This is a genomic window from Brachybacterium tyrofermentans, from assembly GCF_039526165.1.
GTDB classification, from domain to species: Bacteria; Actinomycetota; Actinomycetes; order Actinomycetales; family Dermabacteraceae; genus Brachybacterium; species Brachybacterium tyrofermentans.
In genome coordinates this window covers 187,511-201,841 of sequence record NZ_BAAAIR010000043.1, presented here as the reverse complement: position 1 = coordinate 201,841, position 14,331 = coordinate 187,511, and the positions used below count along the sequence as shown (strand labels likewise).

Sequence of the window (14,331 nt, the reverse complement as noted above, 5' to 3'; positions counted from 1 at the left end):
CCGTTCTACGTCAACGACGCGACGCTCCCCATCACCACGAACCGGGAAGAGCCCCTTTTGTCCGGCCAGCGGGGGATGGGCAAGACGGTGCTGCTCGACTCCTACAGGCGGGCCGCTGAAAGCGCTGGATGGCTGGTCATCACCGAGAGCTCCAGCGCCGGACTCCTGGAGCGACTCACGCGAGATCATCTGCCCCGCCTGCTCCGTGACCACTCCGACGAACCGCGGACACGGCTCGAGTCCGCGAGCGGCACCGTCGGCCCTCTCGGAGGTGGTGTCTCCTGGACCGAGCGCTATCCCGCCGAGTCCACACTCCGATCGCAGATCACCGAGCTCACCGATGCTCTCCGGCCCTCCGGCCGAGGCCTCGTCATCACCATCGATGAGGTTCAGGCTGCCGATATCGAAGACCTTCGCAAGGTCGGCGAGATCATCCAGTACGGCCGCCGGGAGGAGCGACTCCTTGCCTTCATGGGCGCGGGGCTCTCGACTCCCATCGAAGAGCTCCTCGACCATCCCGGAGCGACGTTCCTGCGCCGCGCCGAGCACTATCCCGTCGGTCGCGTGAGCCGTGCAGATGTCCGAGCGGCCCTCGCCGGAACGATCGCCGACAGCGGCCGTGAGATCGACGTCCAAGCCCTCGACCTCGCGGCCGATGCTGTCGACGGGTACCCCTTTATGCTCCAGCTCGTGGGCTACCACTCTCTCAAGGCTCACAAGGCCACTGGTCCGATCACCACGGACGAGGTCAATGCCGGGATCGCGGCCGCGCGCCGTCGCCTCGGCCGACATGTCCACACTCCAGCGCTGCGGCCTCTGTCGAGCGTCGACCGCACCTACCTGCTCGCCATGGCTCAGGATGACGGGCCCTCCCGCACCGGGAAGATCGCCGAGCGCATGGACGTGACTGCCCAATACGCCGGCGAGTACCGCCGACGACTGATCCGTGACGGCATCATCGAGTCGGCCGGCCACGGAAAGGTCCGCTTCACCATCCCCTATACCGCGGACCACCTGCGAGAGCACGCCGCTCACGACGCCCTCGAAGGCTTGGCCGGCGAGGGCGGCTGACGTGGCGGAGCCGGCACGGCGGAGCAGCTGTTGTCATTGCGTGTGACGACTCTCCGGGGTGGGCTGAGCGCCTGACTCTGCGGAGGCCCGCGCGATGGTGCGTTCTGCCCCGGGACGGCCCGTCGCCACGGTGCCTCTGCGTCACGACGGCTGATCCACCCGGACGACACTGTCCGGTATCCCGGACACAACCGCTCTCCGCGGTCTCGACCCGCCCCGTCGGCGGTGGTGTCCTGGTGGGAACACGCCGACCCCTCGGAACCTCCCGAGCAGTCCCCGACACCAGGAGCCGATGATGACCCTCCCCGGAGCCCGCCCCGTCCGCGCAGCCCGCGGCACCACCCTCAGCGCGAAGTCCTGGCAGACGGAGGCCCCGCTGCGGATGCTCATGAACAACCTCGACCCCGAGGTCGCCGAGCGCCCGGATGACCTCGTCGTCTACGGCGGCACCGGCCGCGCGGCCCGCTCCTGGGAGGCGTTCGACGCGATCGTCCGCACCCTCGAGGACCTCGAGGACGACGAGACGTTGCTGGTGCAGTCCGGCAAGCCCGTCGGCGTGCTGCGCACCAACGAATGGGCCCCGCGCGTGCTGCTCGCCAACTCCAACCTCGTGGGCGACTGGGCGACCTGGCCCGAGTTCCGCCGGCTCGAGGCCGAGGGCCTGACCATGTACGGCCAGATGACCGCCGGCTCCTGGATCTACATCGCCACCCAGGGCATCCTCCAGGGCACCTACGAGACCTTCGCCGCGATCGGGCAGAAGCGCTTCGGCGGCACGCTCGCCGGCACGATCACGCTGACCGGCGGCTGCGGCGGCATGGGTGGCGCGCAGCCGCTGGCCGTTACCCTGAACGACGGCGTGTGCCTGATCGCCGACGTGGACCGCACCCGCCTCGAGCGCCGCGTCGCCAAGCGCTACTGCCACGAGATCGCCGACGACCTCGACGACGCGATCGCCCGCGCCAACGCCGCGAAGGCCGAGAAGCGCGGCCTCTCGATCGGCATCGTCGGCAACGCCGCGGAGATCTTCCCGGCCCTGCTCGAGCGCCATCAGGCGGGCGACATCGAGATCGACATCGTCACCGACCAGACCAGCGCCCACGACCCGCTGAGCTACCTGCCCCTCGAGGTCTCCGTCGAGGACTGGCAGCGCGAGTCCGAGGCCGACGAGGAGGGCTTCACCAAGAAGTCCCGCGAGTCGATGGCCCGCCAGGTGCACGCGATGGTCGAGTTCCAGGACGCCGGCGCCGAGGTGTTCGACTACGGCAACTCGATCCGCGACGAGGCCCGCCACGCGGGCTACGACCGCGCCTTCGAGTTCCCCGGCTTCGTCCCCGCCTACATCCGTCCCCTGTTCTGCGAGGGCCTCGGCCCGTTCCGCTGGGTCGCCCTCTCCGGTGACCCCGAGGACATCGCGGTCACCGACGCCGCGCTCAAGGAGCTCTTCCCCGAGAACGAGCACCTGCACCGCTGGCTCGACGCGGCGAACGAGTTCGTCGAGTTCGAGGGCCTGCCCGCCCGCATCTGCTGGCTCGGCTACGGCGACCGCCACCGCGCCGGGATGCTCTTCAACGACCTCGTGCGCGACGGCAAGGTCAAGGCCCCCCTCGTCATCGGCCGCGATCACCTCGACGCCGGTTCCGTCGCCTCCCCGTACCGGGAAACCGAGTCGATGCTCGACGGGTCCGACGCGATCGCCGACTGGCCGCTGCTGAACGCCCTGACCGCGGCGTCGTCCGGCGCGACCTGGGTGTCCATCCACCACGGCGGCGGCGTCGGCATCGGCCGCTCGATCCACGCCGGGCAGGTGGGCGTCGCCGACGGCACCGAGCTGGCGCGGCGCAAGCTCGAGCGCCTGCTCACCAACGACCCGGCGATGGGCGTGATCCGCCACGTCGACGCGGGATACTCCCGGGCCGACGACGTCGCCCACGAGCGCGGGGTGCGGGTCCCGATGACCCCCACCCGCCGCGACTGACCACGCCCCGTCCTGCCCGGGGGCCGGCCCGACCTCGTCCGAGCGTTCCGACAGCTCGCGGGAGGTCGGACCGGCCCCCGGGGCATACTCTCCCCACCCTCACCTGCAGGAGGCACCGTCATGGCCAGCACCCTGATCACCGGCATCAGCGAGCTGTGGACCCTCGATCCCGCACTCGACGATCCTTCGACCCCGCACGGCGTCGCCGACTCCCAGGTGCTGCACGACGCCGCCCTCGTCATCGAGGACGGCGTGATCGCCTGGACCGGCTGCGCGGCCGACGCCCCGTCGGCCGATCGCCGGGTCGACGTGAACGGTCGCGCGGTGCTCCCCGGCTGGGTCGATTCGCACTCCCACCTGATCTTCGACGGCGACCGTGCCGCCGAGTTCGAGGCCCGCATGGCCGGGGAGGCCTATGCCGCGGGCGGCATCGGCGTGACCACCGGCGCCACCCGCTCCGCCACCGACGAGCGCCTGCGCGAGCTCGTCCGGGGTCGGATCGCGGAGGCGGTCGCCGGCGGCACCACGACGATGGAGACCAAGACCGGCTACGGCCTCACCCTCGAGCACGAGCTGCGCTCCGCGCGCCTGGCCTCCTCCCTCGTGGAGTCCGGCGAGCTCGACGAGGCCACCTTCCTCGGCGCCCACCTGGTGCCCGCGGAGTTCGACGGCCGCGACGGCCGGCCCGGCGCCGAGGGGTACGTCGAGCTGGTCAGCGGGGAGATGCTCGCCGCCGTCGCCCCGCACGTGCGCTGGATCGACGTGTTCTGCGAGGCCGGCGCCTTCGACCCCGAGCAGTCCGAGCGCGTGCTGCGCGCCGGTGCCGCGGCGGGGCTGGGACTGCGCGTGCACGGCAACCAGCTGGGCCGCTCCGGCGGCGTCGCGCTCGCCGCCGAGCTGGGCGCCGCGAGCGTGGACCACGTCAACCACCTCTCGACCGACGACGTCGACGCGCTCGCGGCGACCGCCTCGCACGCCACCCGCGCGACCGACGTGCCGGGCCGCCTCGCGGTCGACGCCGGGCCGACGGTCGCGACCGTGCTCCCGGCCTGCGACCTCTCCACCCGCGCCCCGCTCGCCCCGGCCCGCGACCTGCTCGACGCCGGAGCGGCCGTCGCGATCGCGAGCAACTGCAACCCCGGCACCAGCTACACGAGCGCCATGGGCTTCTGCGTGGCCACCGCCGTGCTGCAGATGCACCTCTCGCTCGCCGAGGCGATCCGCGCCGCCACCCGCGGCGGGGCCCTCGCCCTTCGCCGGAGCGACGTCGGCCACCTCGCCGTCGGCGCCCGCGCCGACCTGCACGTGCTCGACGCCCCCGCCGCCATCCATCTCGCCTATCGTCCCGGTATGCCGCTCACCCATCAGGTGTGGCGGCACGGGGCCCCGACCCCCTGAGGAGGCCGTCGATGACGACGCCTGACGCTCTCGCCGCACCTGGACCCGAGGACGCCCGCGCCTCCTCGGGCGATGAGTACTTCACCGGTTCCGCCACCGCCCGCGCCGGTTCCGTGATCGGGGCCGACGGCACCGAGCGGGCGATCCCTCCTCACCGCTGGCGCTTCCTGCTCTACAGCGCGATCGGCCTGGCGATGTTCTTCGTGTCGATCGAGATCGGCGGGAAGTCCACCATCCTCGTCGACCATGTGCTGACCCTCGTGCAGTGGGTGCTCGGCGCCGCTGTGCCGTGGGTGGTCGTGGCTCTCGTCGCGTTCGGCACGATCCGCCCCTTCGTCACCGGCTCCTGGCGCAAGGGCGCCCTGCGCACCGTCTTCGCCCTCGCCAACGTCGTGGGCCTGGTCGTCGCGGTCTGCGCTGCGGCCGGCTACTACCCGGGCCCGCTCGCGAACCCCGACATCGGGCCGTTCCTGTGGGAGAAGCTCGCGATCCCGGTGGGCCTGATCGTGCCCGTCGGCGCCGTATTCCTCGCCCTGCTGATCAACTACGGGCTGATGGAGTTCGTGGGCGTGCTGGTCCAGCCGATCATGCGACCCCTCTGGAAGGTCCCCGGCCGCGCCGCGGTGGACGCCGTCGCCTCCTTCGTCGGCTCCTACTCCCTCGCGCTGCTGATCACCGACAAGGTGTACCGCGAAGGCCGTTACACCGGCCGCGAGGCGGCGATCATCGCCACGGGCTTCTCGACGGTCTCGGCGACGTTCATGGTGATCGTGGCCAGCACGCTGGACCTCATGCACCACTGGACCCTCTACTTCTTCCTCACCCTGGTGGTGACCTTCGCGGTCACGGCGATCACGGTGCGGATCCCGCCGCTGCGCGGGGTGCCCGACGAACCCTTCGAAGGCGTCGACCACGCACCAGAACCCGTCCCCACCGGCAACCGCTTCGCCCATGCCTGGGACGAGGCGATGCGCGCCCTCGCCGGTGCCCCGGGCCTCGTGCGCGGGACCTGGTCGACCTTCAAGGACGGCGTGCTCATGAGCTCCGCCATCGTCCCCTCGATTCTGTCGATCGGCCTCGCGGGCCTGCTGCTGGCCACCTACACCCCGGTGTTCGACCTGATCGGCTGGATCTTCGTGCCTGTCGCGGCGCTCGTGGGCCTGCCGGACCCGGCGCTCGCCGGGAAGGCCGTCGCGGTGGGCATCGCCGAGATGTTCCTGCCGGCCACGGTGGTGGCGGGCCACGAGTCCGAGGTGCTCCGCTTCACCGTGGGCGTCACCGCCGTCTCGCAGATCGTGTTCTTCTCCGCGCTGGTCCCCTCGATCCTGGCCACCTCGATCCCCGTGAACGTGGGGCGCCTGGTGATCCTGTGGCTCGAGCGCGTGATCCTCACGATCCTCCTCACCGCACCCCTCGCACACCTGCTGCTCTGACCGGCGCGCGATCACGCCGGCACCCCCTCTCCGCCCGCACCAGTCAGCACCCCAGTCAGCCCCTCCGCCGACCGAAAGGCACCCCATGACCAGCACCACCGCCCGCTCCACCGACGACCGCACGGTCGCTCTCGCCAGCTCCGGCCTCACTGCGGCCGACGTCCTCGCGGTCGCCCGCCGTCTCGCCCCCGTCGAGCTGGATCCCGCGGCCCGTGAGCAGGTCGCCGCGGTGCGCGAGCACATCGACGCCCTCGCCGCCCCCGGCCACGCACCGGTCTACGGGGTCTCCACCGGGTTCGGCGCCCTCGCGGACACGGCGATCGAGCCGTCCATGCGCCACGCCCTGCAGCGCTCCCTGATCCGCTCCCACGCCGCCGGCGCCGGGCCCGAGGTGGAGACCGAGGTGGTGCGCGCCCTGATGCTGCTGCGCGCCCGCACCCTCGCCTCCGGCCGCACCGGCGTGCGCCCCGTCGTGGTCGAGACGATCCTCGCGCTGCTGAACGCGCAGATCACCCCGATCGTCCACGAGTACGGGTCCCTGGGCTGCTCCGGCGACCTCGCCCCCCTCTCCCACTGCGCGATCGTGCTGATGGGGGAGGGGCGCGCCCGCGACCGCGACGGCGTGGAGCGCCCCGTGCCCGAGCTGCTCGCCGAGGCCGGGATCGAGCCCGTGCTCCTCGAGGAGAAGGAGGGCCTCGCACTGATCAACGGCACCGACGGCATGCTCGGCATGCTGCTCATGGCCATCGCCGACCTCGACGAGCTGGTGCGCACCGCGGATCTCACCACGGCGCTGACCGTGCAGGGCCTGCGGGGTCGGGACTCCGTGTTCCGCCCCGAGCTGCATGCGCCGCTGCGCCCGCATCCGGGCCAGGAGGCGTCGGCCGCCAACATCTTCGCCCTGCTCGAGGGCTCGCCGATCATCGCCGACGTCGCCGCGGAGGGCTCGCGCGTGCAGGATGCCTACTCGCTGCGCTGCGCCCCGCAGGTCGCCGGCGGCGTGCGCGACACCATCGACCATGCCCGCACGGTCGCCGAGCGCGAGCTCGCCAGCGCGATCGACAACCCCGTCGTGCTCGAGGACGGCACCGTCACCTCCAACGGCAACTTCCACGGGGCACCGGTCGCCTACGTGCTCGACTTCCTCGCGGTCGTCTCCGCGGATCTCGCCTCGATCGCCGAGCGTCGCACCGACCGCATGCTGGATAAGTCCCGCTCCCACGGGCTGCCGCCGTTTCTGGCAGACGACCCGGGCGTGGACTCCGGCTTCATGATCGCCCAGTACACCCAGGCCGCCCTGGTCTCGGAGATGAAGCGGCTCGCGGTGCCGGCCAGCGTGGACTCGATCCCGTCCTCCGCGATGCAGGAGGACCACGTGTCGATGGGCTGGCACGCCGCCCGCAAGCTGCGCACGAGCGTGGAGAACCTGCGCCGCGTGCTCGCCATCGAGCTGCTCACCGCCTCCCGCGCGATCGACCTGCGCGCGCCGCTGGCCCCGTCGGCCGCGAGCGCCGCTGCGGTCGCCGTGCTGCGCCGCACCGTCCAGGGCCCCGGCCCGGACCGCTTCCTCGCCCCGGACATCGCCGAGGCCGAGGCCCGCCTGCTGGACGGGACGGTGCTGGCAGCGGTGCAGGAGGTCGCCGGGGAGCTGCGGTGACCGTGGTGCCCTGAGCGGCGCTGAGCGGCGCTGAACCGACGCTGAGCAGGCACTGAGCCGGCTTCGGGACGGCGCTGAGTCGGCTTCGGGACGGCACTGAGACGACCCGCCGCGCCGGTGGAACGCTGAGTAGGGTGCGACGGATGATCCCCCTCAGCTCCGCCTCCCGGCGGATGACCTCGAGCGCCATCCGAGAGATCCTCAAGGTCACCCAGCAGCCGCACGTCATCTCCTTCGCCGGTGGCCTTCCCGCCCCGGAGCTGTTCCCGCTGCAGGAGATCCAGGCCGCGACCGACAGCATCCTCAGCACGCAGGGTCGCGAGGCGCTGCAGTACTCGACCACCGAGGGCCACTTGCCGCTGCGCGAGTGGATCGCCGACCGCGCCGGGACCACCGCGGATCGCGTGCAGATCACGTCGGGGAGCCAGCAGGGCCTGGACCTCGTCTCCCGTGTGCTGCTGGATCCGGGCGACGTGGTCCTCGTCGAGCAGCCCACCTACCTCGGTGCGCTCCAGGCCATGAGCCCCTACGGCGCGCAGTTCGTCGAGATCGCGAGCGATGCGGACGGGATCATCCCCGAGGCCCTCGCCGAGCAGCTCGAGCGGACGCCCGCGACGCTCCTCTACACGATCCCGTCGTTCCAGAACCCGACCGGCCGCACCCTGCCCCTGGAACGGCGTCGGGCTCTGCTCGAGGTGACCCGTCGCCATGGCGTCACGGTGCTCGAGGACGGCCCGTACAACGAACTGCGCTTCCGCGGTGAGCACCTGCCCACCCTCTTCGAGCTCGCTCGCGAGCAGGCAGATTCGCTCGATGACGTGCACGTCGTCCACCTCGGCAGCTTCTCGAAGGTTCTCGCGCCCGGCCTGCGCGACGCCTGGGTGCAGGCGCCCCGGCACGTCATCGACCGGCTCGTGCTCGCCAAGCAGGGGGCCGATCTGCACTCGCCGACCCTCAACCAGATGATCGTCCACGCACTCGTGGAGGACGTGCTCCCGCAGCAGCTCGAGCGCCTGCGGGAGACCTACGGGCACCGGGCCGGCGTCATGGCGAGCGCCCTGCGCCGGCACTTCCCGGCGGATGCGCAGGCGAGCGAGCCCGACGGTGGCATGTTCTGCTGGATCGAGCTGGGATCCGGGGCCGAGGAGCCGCGTACGACGGCCGGCAGGGCGATCGACACCGGCGCCCTGCTGGACACGGCGGTCCGGGCCGGGGTCGCCTACGTCCCCGGGCAGCCCTTCTTCGCCCACGGCGACGGCCGCAGCACCCTCCGCCTGAGCTTCACGAGCTCCACCGACGAGCAGATCGAGACCGGCATCCGCACTCTCGGCGAGGTCTTCGCCGCTGCGGGAGACGACGCCCGCTGACACCTGGCGGCGTCGTGGCTGCGGGTCTCCGTGCTCCATGCCGGCCCGACCGGGCTCGCCCGCGTCCGCCCGCATTCGTCCGCGATCGATGGCGCTGGGACCTGGTGGCCGGACGGGCGATGTCGGGCTGCCCCGACGATCGTGTCGCAGGCAGTGACAGCGCGCCCGTCACGGCGCATGCTCAACGCCATGACCTCCGTGAACTCTTCGACCTCGACGTCTCGCCTCGCCTCTCTCACCGCCCGGAGCGCTTCTCCCGTGGACCGTAGCGATCGCCGCCGCGGACTCCAGCTGCCGCTCGGCATCGTCCTGTTCGTCGTCGCCGAGGTGGTGATGACGGGGCTCGCCGCGCTTCTCGGCGGTCCGTGGGCGCTCCTGCTCGGAGCGTGCGTGGGCGCCGCCCTCGGCATCGGGGGCTACCTCCTGATCGTCGGCCCGATTGGCGGCAGCCCCGGGCTCGGCCTGCGTGGCCGCGGCAAGCTCGCCGAGCTGGCCGTGGGGCTGGTGCTCGGCACCGCCCTGATGGCCCTCGCCGTCGGCCTGATCGCCCTGCTGGGCGGCTACCGCGTCACCGGCTTCTCGGCGTCGCCGCAGCTGCTGGCGCCGCTCGCGATCGGCATCGGTGCCGGATTCCTCGAGGAGATCCTGTTCCGTGGGGTCCTGCTGCGCGTGCTCGACTCCTGGGTGGGAAGCTGGGCGGCTCTCGCGATCACCTCGCTGCTGTTCGGGCTGATCCACATGACGAACCCCGGGGCGTCGGTCCTGACCGCGCTCGGCCTCGTCGTCGAGGCGGGAGTGCTGCTGGGCGCCGCCTACCTCCTGACCCGGCGGCTGTGGCTGGTGATCGGTATCCACATCGCGTGGAACACCGTGCAGGGCGGCGTGTTCTCCTCCTCCGTGTCCGGGACGGGCGAGCAGAGGGGACTGCTCCTCGCCGAGACGAACGGACCGGACTGGCTGACCGGCGGGTCGATGGGGATCGAGGGGTCCCTCGTCACAGTGCTCCTGGGCTTCGCCGTGGGCATCGTGATGCTGGTGCTCGCGACCCGTCGCGGACACGTGCTGCCGTCGGTGCGGACCGAGAGGCGTCGGGCTGCGGGAGAGAGCTGAGGGAGAGGGTCCTCACTCCGGGGGATCCCGGGCGAGCTCCCTAGTACTCTGACTCCGGGATTGCTCGAGCACTCCCGTCCCGTCCCCTCGGGAAGATCGCCCGCACCACCCGAAGGAATGCACATGGGAGAGCTCCACCTCGGCTTCGAGATCGCGGCACTGGTCGTCCTCGTGGCCATCCTGCTCGTCGACCTCCTGCTGGTCGTCAAGCGCCCCCATCTGCCCTCCATGAAGGAGTGCGCGGCGTGGATCGGGTTCTACGTCAGCCTCGCGCTCATCTTCGCCGTGGTGCTGTTCTTCGTGGGCGGCATCGCTCCGGCCTCCGAGTTCGTCACCGGCTGGCTGCTGGAGTACTCGCTGAGCGTCGACAACCTTTTCGTGTTCATCGTGATCATGGGGAAGTTCGCGGTCCCGAAGAAGTACCAGCAGGAAGTGCTGATGGTGGGCATCATCATCGCGCTGATCGCCCGCGCGCTGTTCATCGTGGCCGGCGCGGTGCTCATCAACAACTTCGCGTGGATCTTCTACATCTTCGGCCTCTTCCTGCTGTGGACCGCCTGGAAGCAGACCCAGGAGGAGGACGAGGACAGCGGCGACTCGTTCATCATGCGCGGGGTCCGGAAGCTGTTCCCCGTCTCCGACCATTACGACGGCAACAACCTGCGCACCATCGTGAACGGCAAGAAGCTGTTCACCCCGATGCTGCTGGTGTTCATCACGATCGGCCTCACCGACGTCATGTTCGCGCTGGACTCGATCCCGGCGATCTTCGCGGTCACCCAGAGCCCGTTCCTGGTGTTCACGGCCAACCTCTTCGCCCTGATGGGGCTGCGCCAGCTGTACTTCCTGCTCGGTGGCCTCCTGGAGCGCCTGGCCTACCTGCACTACGGCATCGCCGCGATCCTCGGCTTCATCGGCATCAAGCTGATGATCCACGCGATCCACGAGGCCCCGCTGGACTTCATCCCCGGCTTCTCCGCGCTGGAGAAGATCCCCGAGGTGCCGATCTGGCTCTCGCTGACCGTCATCGTGGTCGCCATGGGCGCCGCCGTCGCCGCCTCCCTGCTGATCCCCCCGAAGAGCTCCAGGAACCGGGTCGAGAGCGGGTCCTCCTCGTAGGAGTGACGTCAGGTCGTCGCCGGTACGCGTGATGGCCATCCGGTGTTGGGTCAGAGGCCAGCTGTTCGAGAGGGCAGGTGCCTAGCCTCGGGCGTGATCGTTCACGTCCAGCTGACCCGATATGGAGACCTCATGTCCGCTCTGTCCCGTCCGGACCGTCGCACCGTTCTTCGCCTGCCGATCGGAGTCGGTGCGCTCGGCACCGGTGCGGGTGCATCTGCCGCCTCCGCTGCCGCCACCGCGCCCACCGCGCCCACCGCTCCGATGGCTCCGACGGCTCCGGCGTCGGGCGATGCCTGGACCTTCGGCCTGATGTGCGACACCCAATGGGGCGCCGACGCCGACGGGGAGAACCCCGGCGCCATTGCCGGTGGCCTCCAGCGGCTGATCGACGAGCGCATGATCGAGCTGGGCGCAGCCTTCCTGATCCAGGTCGGGGACAACGTCGACGTGGAGGACGACCGCTACAACGGCCGCCCCGAGGTGCGCACCCTGCCGATCAAGGGCGAGCTCGTCCAGCCCCTGTACGACGCCGGGATCGGCTTCTACACCCTGCGCGGCAACCACGAGTCCTCGCAGACCGCCGCTCAGGAGCTGCCGGAGGTCTTCCCCCAGCATCTCGGTGAGGGCGACCATCCGCTGGGCGGCGCCACGAACTTCTCCTCCCCGTCCGAACTGCTCGCAGGGCTGTCCTACTCCTTCGATGTGAAGAACGTCCGGATCATCATGCTGGACCAGTTCACCCGCCCCGACGGCACGGGCTCGACGGGGGACAACATCCTGGACCAGCTCGACTGGATCGAGGAGCGGGTGATGAGCCGCAGCGAGGACATGCACTGCATCATCGCCGCCCACAAGAACCTCATCGGCGGCAACCACGTCGACTGCCTGTTCGGGGCGGACCCCTCCGACAACCCGGACGGCGTCGACCGCTTCCTGCGGATCTGCGACGAAGGTGGTGTCGCCTTCGTCTGGGGCGGTCACGACCACCACCACAAGCGCTCCATCATCACCAGCACCGACGGTCGGCACAGCGTCGAACAGCTGATCGCGGGCTCGGACAGCTCGAAGTTCTACACGCCCGATCGGCCGGCGATCGCCGACACCTACGGCGGGCCGTCCGAGACGGTCCTCGCCGAGGAGCTGTGGACGCTGACCCACTACGTCATCACCGTCGACGGCCCGAACCTGAGCGTCGACTTCTTCTCCATGAGCACGGGCGTCGACTACGGCCCGGCGTCCCTCACCGCGACCCCGCCGGAGACCGGGTGGTCCTGGCGCGAAGGATGGGGCAGCTCGCTGAACGGTGCCAGCTTCGTCGTCGCCCCCGGAGAGCGGTACACCGTGGTGACCGACGAGTTCGAGGGCACCACCGCCGCGATCATCGAGGGCACGAACACGTCCGAGCGGACCGACTATGCAGGGCGCACCATGTCCCGGCGCATCGTCACCGGCTGGGAGCCCGCGCAGGCAGGGGACGCCTCCCACCGTCTCCACCTCCACGGGATGCACCACAACATCGCGCTGCACGACGAGGATCTCACCGGGCAGCTCCCCGACCAGGACGAGACCGGGCAGGGCGACCGTTTCGTCCTCGAGCTCACCGGCGACGCCCGTCCCTTCCGCGCCGACGGCAGCTATGGGGTGGCCCAGCGCACCGACAGCGGCCGATGGTCCAACGCCGTGACCGGGAATCACACCGGCACCACGCAGTTCGTCAAGGGTGCCTACCGCGAGGGCTACGACGTCGGCACCTACGGCGTGGATCCCCGCACCAAGAAGGCCTGGGCCGTGCTCGACCACGGCGGGGTCTTCGCGCTGCGCCGCGGTATCTGAGAGCCCGGCGGGGGTCGCGAGGCTCCCGTCGGCGCGGAGCTGCCGGTGTCAGTTCCGCGGGCGCTGCTCGGGGACCGGCGATCGTCCCAGGCCAGAAGTGGTTCTCCGCTGCGGCGTAGAGTCGTGAGCGCGGGATCAGGCGGAACTGGGACGAGGAGCCAATCGTGGACGACGAGGTCGACCCGACCGACTCTGCCGGGGAGGCGGTGTGCTGGATCGGTCTGCTGTGTCCGGAGTGCGGCGCCATGCCCGAGGGGGAGGGCACCCGCGATCCGAGCGTGCCCTGCTGGCGCTGCGGAGCGGTGCGGCCGACGGACCCCGACGTGCGGCCGACGGACCCCGACGTGCGGCCGACGGGCCCGGACGAGCGGCAGGCAGACCCCGACGCACAGCAGGCAGACCCTCAGGTGCGACCGACGGATCCCGACGACGCCTGAGTCGTCCCGCCTGCTGCCTGCCTCCTGCTGACCGGTTCCCGCTACGTGGTTCCCGCAGCCTTCACAGGGCCGGCGAGGCGAACCCTCCATTGGAGTAGAGCAGCTGACCGCGCATCCAGGCGCCCTGCTCGGAGACCAGGAAGCGCACCAGGTCGGACACGGTCCCGGGCTCGCCGAGATGCCCTGCGGGCGTCGCGGCCGCCCCGGACGCGCGGATCGCGTCGTCCATCCAGCCGGTGTCGATCGGGCCCGGGTTGATGACGTTGGTGCGCACGTCCCGGTCGGCGAGCTCGTGGGTGCCGGCCAGCACGAGCCGGTCCAGCGCCCCCTTCGTGGCGCCGTAGGGCAGGTTGTGCACCGTGTGGTCGCTGGTCAGGGCGATCATCGCACCACCGGGAGTGTCCCGGCCCAGCTCCACCTGTTCTGCGAAGGCCTTCAGCAGCAGCCACGTGGCGCGCACATTGACCGCGTAGTGGCGGTCGAAGCTCTCCACCGTGGTGTCCAGGATCGAGGAGTCCACCGACTCGCAGTGGCAGGTCACGAGCACGCCGAGCGGGCCGAGGGCCTCCCGGGCCGTGGTCACGAGCGCCGGCGGGACCGCGGGGTCCTCGAGGTCGCCGGGGATCAGTTCGACGCGGCGCCCGTCGGCTCGTAGCTCCTCGGCCAGCAGGTCCACGTCGGCCGGTTCCCCGAGGACCCGGCGGTCATAGGGATCGTGGTAGTTCAGGGCCAGGTCATAGCCGTCGGCCGCGAGACCGCGGGCGATCGCGGCGCCGATCCCGCGCCGACGGCCCACGCCCGTGATCAGCGCGGTGCGGGGGAGCGGCGGGGTGGTGTGCGAGGTGGGGGAGTCCATGGGGCCGACGCTAAGGCCTGAACTCCGCGGCGACCACTGTTTTTCGGGGCGGTGACCGGTCGGAGCAGT

11 protein-coding genes are annotated in these 14,331 nt (G+C 71.0%); 10 read left to right on the top strand and 1 reads right to left on the bottom strand.

The genetic code is table 11. The features are described 5' to 3' along the window. From ABD093_RS12965 to ABD093_RS12920, 10 genes are all read left to right on the top strand, one after another. Positions 1–1,071 (top strand): ATP-binding protein (locus tag ABD093_RS12965; RefSeq protein ID WP_343924992.1); only part of this gene is annotated, 1,071 nt, incomplete at its 5' end. A 295-nt stretch (positions 1,072–1,366) separates the two neighbouring features. Further along, the gene (gene hutU, locus ABD093_RS12960; RefSeq protein WP_343924990.1) at positions 1,367–3,049 is read left to right on the top strand and encodes a urocanate hydratase; all 1,683 of its coding nucleotides are present in this window, start codon (positions 1,367–1,369) and stop codon (positions 3,047–3,049) included. Between the two features lie 120 nt (positions 3,050–3,169). Next, on the top strand, positions 3,170–4,447 hold the full coding sequence (gene hutI, locus ABD093_RS12955) for an imidazolonepropionase (protein ID WP_343924988.1): 1,278 nt from the start codon (positions 3,170–3,172) through the stop codon (positions 4,445–4,447). A gap of 11 nt (positions 4,448–4,458) precedes the next feature. Continuing rightward, on the top strand, positions 4,459–5,880 hold the full coding sequence (locus ABD093_RS12950; protein ID WP_343924986.1) for a YjiH family protein: 1,422 nt from the start codon (positions 4,459–4,461) through the stop codon (positions 5,878–5,880). 85 nt (positions 5,881–5,965) lie between these two features. Beyond that, the gene (hutH, locus tag ABD093_RS12945) at positions 5,966–7,537 is read left to right on the top strand and encodes a histidine ammonia-lyase (protein ID WP_193118514.1); all 1,572 of its coding nucleotides are present in this window, start codon (positions 5,966–5,968) and stop codon (positions 7,535–7,537) included. Between the two features lie 143 nt (positions 7,538–7,680). Continuing rightward, on the top strand, positions 7,681–8,904 hold the full coding sequence (locus tag ABD093_RS12940) for an aminotransferase-like domain-containing protein (RefSeq protein WP_226850638.1): 1,224 nt from the start codon (positions 7,681–7,683) through the stop codon (positions 8,902–8,904). Between the two features lie 258 nt (positions 8,905–9,162). Beyond that, positions 9,163–10,014, top strand: a complete 852-nt coding sequence (locus ABD093_RS12935) for a CPBP family intramembrane glutamic endopeptidase (protein WP_193118513.1) — start codon at positions 9,163–9,165, stop codon at positions 10,012–10,014. A gap of 123 nt (positions 10,015–10,137) precedes the next feature. Then, positions 10,138–11,133, top strand: coding sequence for a TerC family protein (locus ABD093_RS12930; protein ID WP_343924982.1), 996 nt, complete (start codon positions 10,138–10,140; stop codon positions 11,131–11,133). A gap of 132 nt (positions 11,134–11,265) precedes the next feature. Then, positions 11,266–12,969, top strand: coding sequence for a metallophosphoesterase family protein (locus tag ABD093_RS12925; protein WP_343924980.1), 1,704 nt, complete (start codon positions 11,266–11,268; stop codon positions 12,967–12,969). A gap of 164 nt (positions 12,970–13,133) precedes the next feature. Next, on the top strand, positions 13,134–13,406 hold the full coding sequence (locus ABD093_RS12920; protein ID WP_343924978.1) for a hypothetical protein: 273 nt from the start codon (positions 13,134–13,136) through the stop codon (positions 13,404–13,406). A 61-nt stretch (positions 13,407–13,467) separates the two neighbouring features. Here the strand turns inward: ABD093_RS12920 and ABD093_RS12915 are convergent, their stop codons facing one another. Further along, positions 13,468–14,262 carry an SDR family oxidoreductase gene (locus ABD093_RS12915; protein WP_193118509.1) on the bottom strand — a complete coding sequence of 265 codons (795 nt, stop codon included), beginning with the start codon at positions 14,260–14,262 and terminating at the stop codon, positions 13,468–13,470. Positions 14,263–14,331 lie beyond the last annotated feature (69 nt).